Origin of the sequence: Streptomyces sp. NPDC090088 (assembly GCF_044747345.1) — a bacterium.
Lineage (GTDB): Bacteria > Actinomycetota > Actinomycetes > Streptomycetales > Streptomycetaceae > Streptomyces.
Genome location: NZ_JBIVDZ010000025.1, coordinates 1 through 1,800, shown reverse-complemented (window position 1 = coordinate 1,800; position 1,800 = coordinate 1). Strand labels below are relative to the sequence as shown.

Annotated in this window: 1 protein-coding gene; it reads right to left on the bottom strand. The window is 69.7% G+C overall.

The genetic code is table 11. From position 1 onward, the window contains the following. On the bottom strand, positions 1–1,800 hold a 1,800-nt coding region (locus ACIPSJ_RS51920; RefSeq protein WP_401357498.1), incomplete at both ends, for a condensation domain-containing protein.

The window sequence follows — 1,800 nt, the reverse complement described above, 5'->3', positions numbered from 1 at the left end:
GCCTGCCCCCGGTCGAACAGGTCCGGCCGATGATCCAGCTGCAACTCCATCCGCTCACCCGGCGCGACGATCAACCCCAACGGATAGTGACTGGCATCCCGCGTCCGGCCACCCGGCCGGATGACAAGAGCGTCGGGGTCATCCGGCATCGCCTCGGCGGACTGCGGATAGTTCTCGTAGACGACGAGCGTGTCGAATTCCGCGCCCGGCCCGGCAACCTGCTTGATCTCCGCCAGCCCGAGATGCTGGTGGCCCATCACGCCGAGTTGGCGGCGCTGCAGTCGGTCCAGCAGTTCGAGTACGGATTCCCTCCCATCCGTCTGGACCCGTACCGGAAGGGTGTTGATGAACAGCCCGATCAACGACTCCGCACCCGGCAGATCCGCCGGCCGCCCGGCAACCGTCGTCCCGAACACCACATCCCGGCGCCCCGACAGACGAGCCAGCACCAGAGCCCACGCACCCTGCACCACCGTCGCCATCGTCACGCCGCCTCGGCGGGCCACGTCGTTCAGCGCCCGCGTCAGCTCGGCCCCGCACTCGACACGCACCGCTTCCGGCCGCATCGGCACCCGAGCCGGATCCACCGGGGCAACCAGCGTCGGCTCCTCCGCCCCCGCCAACTCCTCCCGCCACGCAACCCGCGCAGCCTCCCGGTCCTGACGGCCGAGCCACGACAGGTAATCCCGGTACGACCGAACCGCAGGCAACGCCTGGGCGCCGCCGCTCGCCCGGTACACCGTCTGCAGCTCGTTCAGCAGGATCGGCAACGACCAGCCGTCGAGCACGATGTGATGGGTCGTCAACACCAGCCGATGGCGCCGTTCGCCCAGGCGGAACAGCAGCAACCGCAGCAGCGGAGCCCGCCCGAGTTCAAAGCCGGCCGACAACTCCTCCCCGGACAACCGGGCCGCCTCAGCCTCCGCATCAGCCTCGGGAAGACCGCTCAAGTCGATCTCCCGCCACGGAAGTTCCACCTCCCGCGCGACGACCTGCACCGCCTCACCCGACGCCAGTCGATGGAACCCCGCACGCAAAATCGCATGCCGCCCCACCACCACATCCCACGACGCCCGCAACCGGTTGACATCCAAAGGCCCGTCCAGAGCGAGCGCACGCTGACCGGCGTACACATCCGCCCCGCCGTCGTCATCGAACGACGAGTGGAAGAGCAGACCCTCCTGGAGCGGGGACAACGGCCACACGTCCTCCAGTCCGGGCACCGCCGACTCCAGCTCCCCCACACTCTCCTGAGACAGGGAGGCCAACGGGAAGTCAGAGGGGGAATGGCCGCCGGCTCCGTCGCGGACCTGCGCCATCAGTGCTGACAGTGCCTCCGCCCACGCCTCCAGCAGCGCGCGTGCCCGATCGGCCTCCATCAACCGTTCCGGCCAGGCCAGCACCAGTTCCAACACGGGGCCGTCTGCCAGCTCGCGTACCGATCCGAGCAGTTCCACCGCGTGCATCACCGGAGCATCGGGCGCACCTCCCGCCCGGAAGCCCTCGCCCGTCCCTACGCGCCCGAGGTAGTTGAAGCCGACCTGCGCCGAGGGCAACCCCGCCAACTCGTCGGTGGTCTCCGGATTGACGTACCGCAGGAGGCCGTAGCCGAGGCCGTCCCCGGGTACCGCCCGCACCTGCTCCTTCACCCCGAGCACCGGCACACCGCCACCGGCGCCGACGCTCGCGCTCAACCGCACCGGACGCGAGGACGTGAACCAGCCCACCGTCCGCGACAGATCCGGGATACCCGGCAACGGCTCACGCCCATGCCCCTCGACATCCACCAGGAACCCGTCA